A 641-nucleotide genomic window follows, 5' to 3' on the forward strand; every position below is an offset into this window, starting at 1 on the left:
GGATTGATGCGTTCATACCAGCCTTCCATCTCGTATTGGGTGCAGAAGATAATGGAACCTTCCTTACAGCGGGTTTCGACAATCTCAAGCAGATCATAGGCTTCCTGTGGTTCCAGGGTGCGGATCAACCATTCATCGAGAATCAGCAGTTCAACCTTCTGATAGGTTTTGATGGTCTTACGGAAGGTGCCACAGCCCTTGGCAACACTTAACTCATCCAGCAGTTCCGGCATTCGGATGTAGCGGACCGATTTGAATTTCCGACAGGCGGCATTACCCAGAGCATTGCTGAGGTAGGTTTTGCCATTATGTGAATCTTTACATAATGGCAAAACCCATCTGGCCGTTGGGTTGGCGGTATGTGCGATCAAAAGTGGCTATACCGCTTATTTTCTCAGTGCTCATGAACTGATTTCAATGATTCAGGAAAATATTGTTTCCGGGCGCATTCATCGCAAACTTAAAACACTGAATAAACCCAATATCCTGATTATTGATGAAGTTGGTTATGCGGTGTTTTTTGCAAGTACTTTTTGCAGAAAGTTGCAAGTTAAAAATACAGAATGTTGCATTATGGAAAATCCATAGTTTTGCAAGCTGAAATGCGAAGCGATTTCGATAAAACTCAAAGCATTGCAGGC

Annotated in this window: 2 protein-coding genes; one reads left to right on the forward strand and one right to left on the reverse strand. The window is 43.5% G+C overall.

Annotation, left to right across the window (positions count from 1 at the left end; genetic code table 11):
- Positions 1 to 371: ATP-binding protein (locus tag ACWI_RS18400; protein ID WP_175440899.1), on the reverse strand; the 371-nt coding region annotated here is incomplete at its 3' end.
- Between ACWI_RS18400 and ACWI_RS18405 the strand changes: the two genes are divergently transcribed.
- The gene (locus tag ACWI_RS18405; RefSeq protein WP_242871576.1) at positions 352 to 588 is read left to right on the forward strand and encodes an ATP-binding protein; all 237 of its coding nucleotides are present in this window, start codon (positions 352 to 354) and stop codon (positions 586 to 588) included. The two genes, ACWI_RS18400 and ACWI_RS18405, sit on opposite strands and share 20 nt — an antisense overlap.
- Positions 589 to 641 lie beyond the last annotated feature (53 nt).

The sequence above is a fragment of the Acetobacterium wieringae genome, from assembly GCF_001766835.1.
Taxonomy (GTDB): domain Bacteria; phylum Bacillota; class Clostridia; order Eubacteriales; family Eubacteriaceae; genus Acetobacterium; species Acetobacterium wieringae.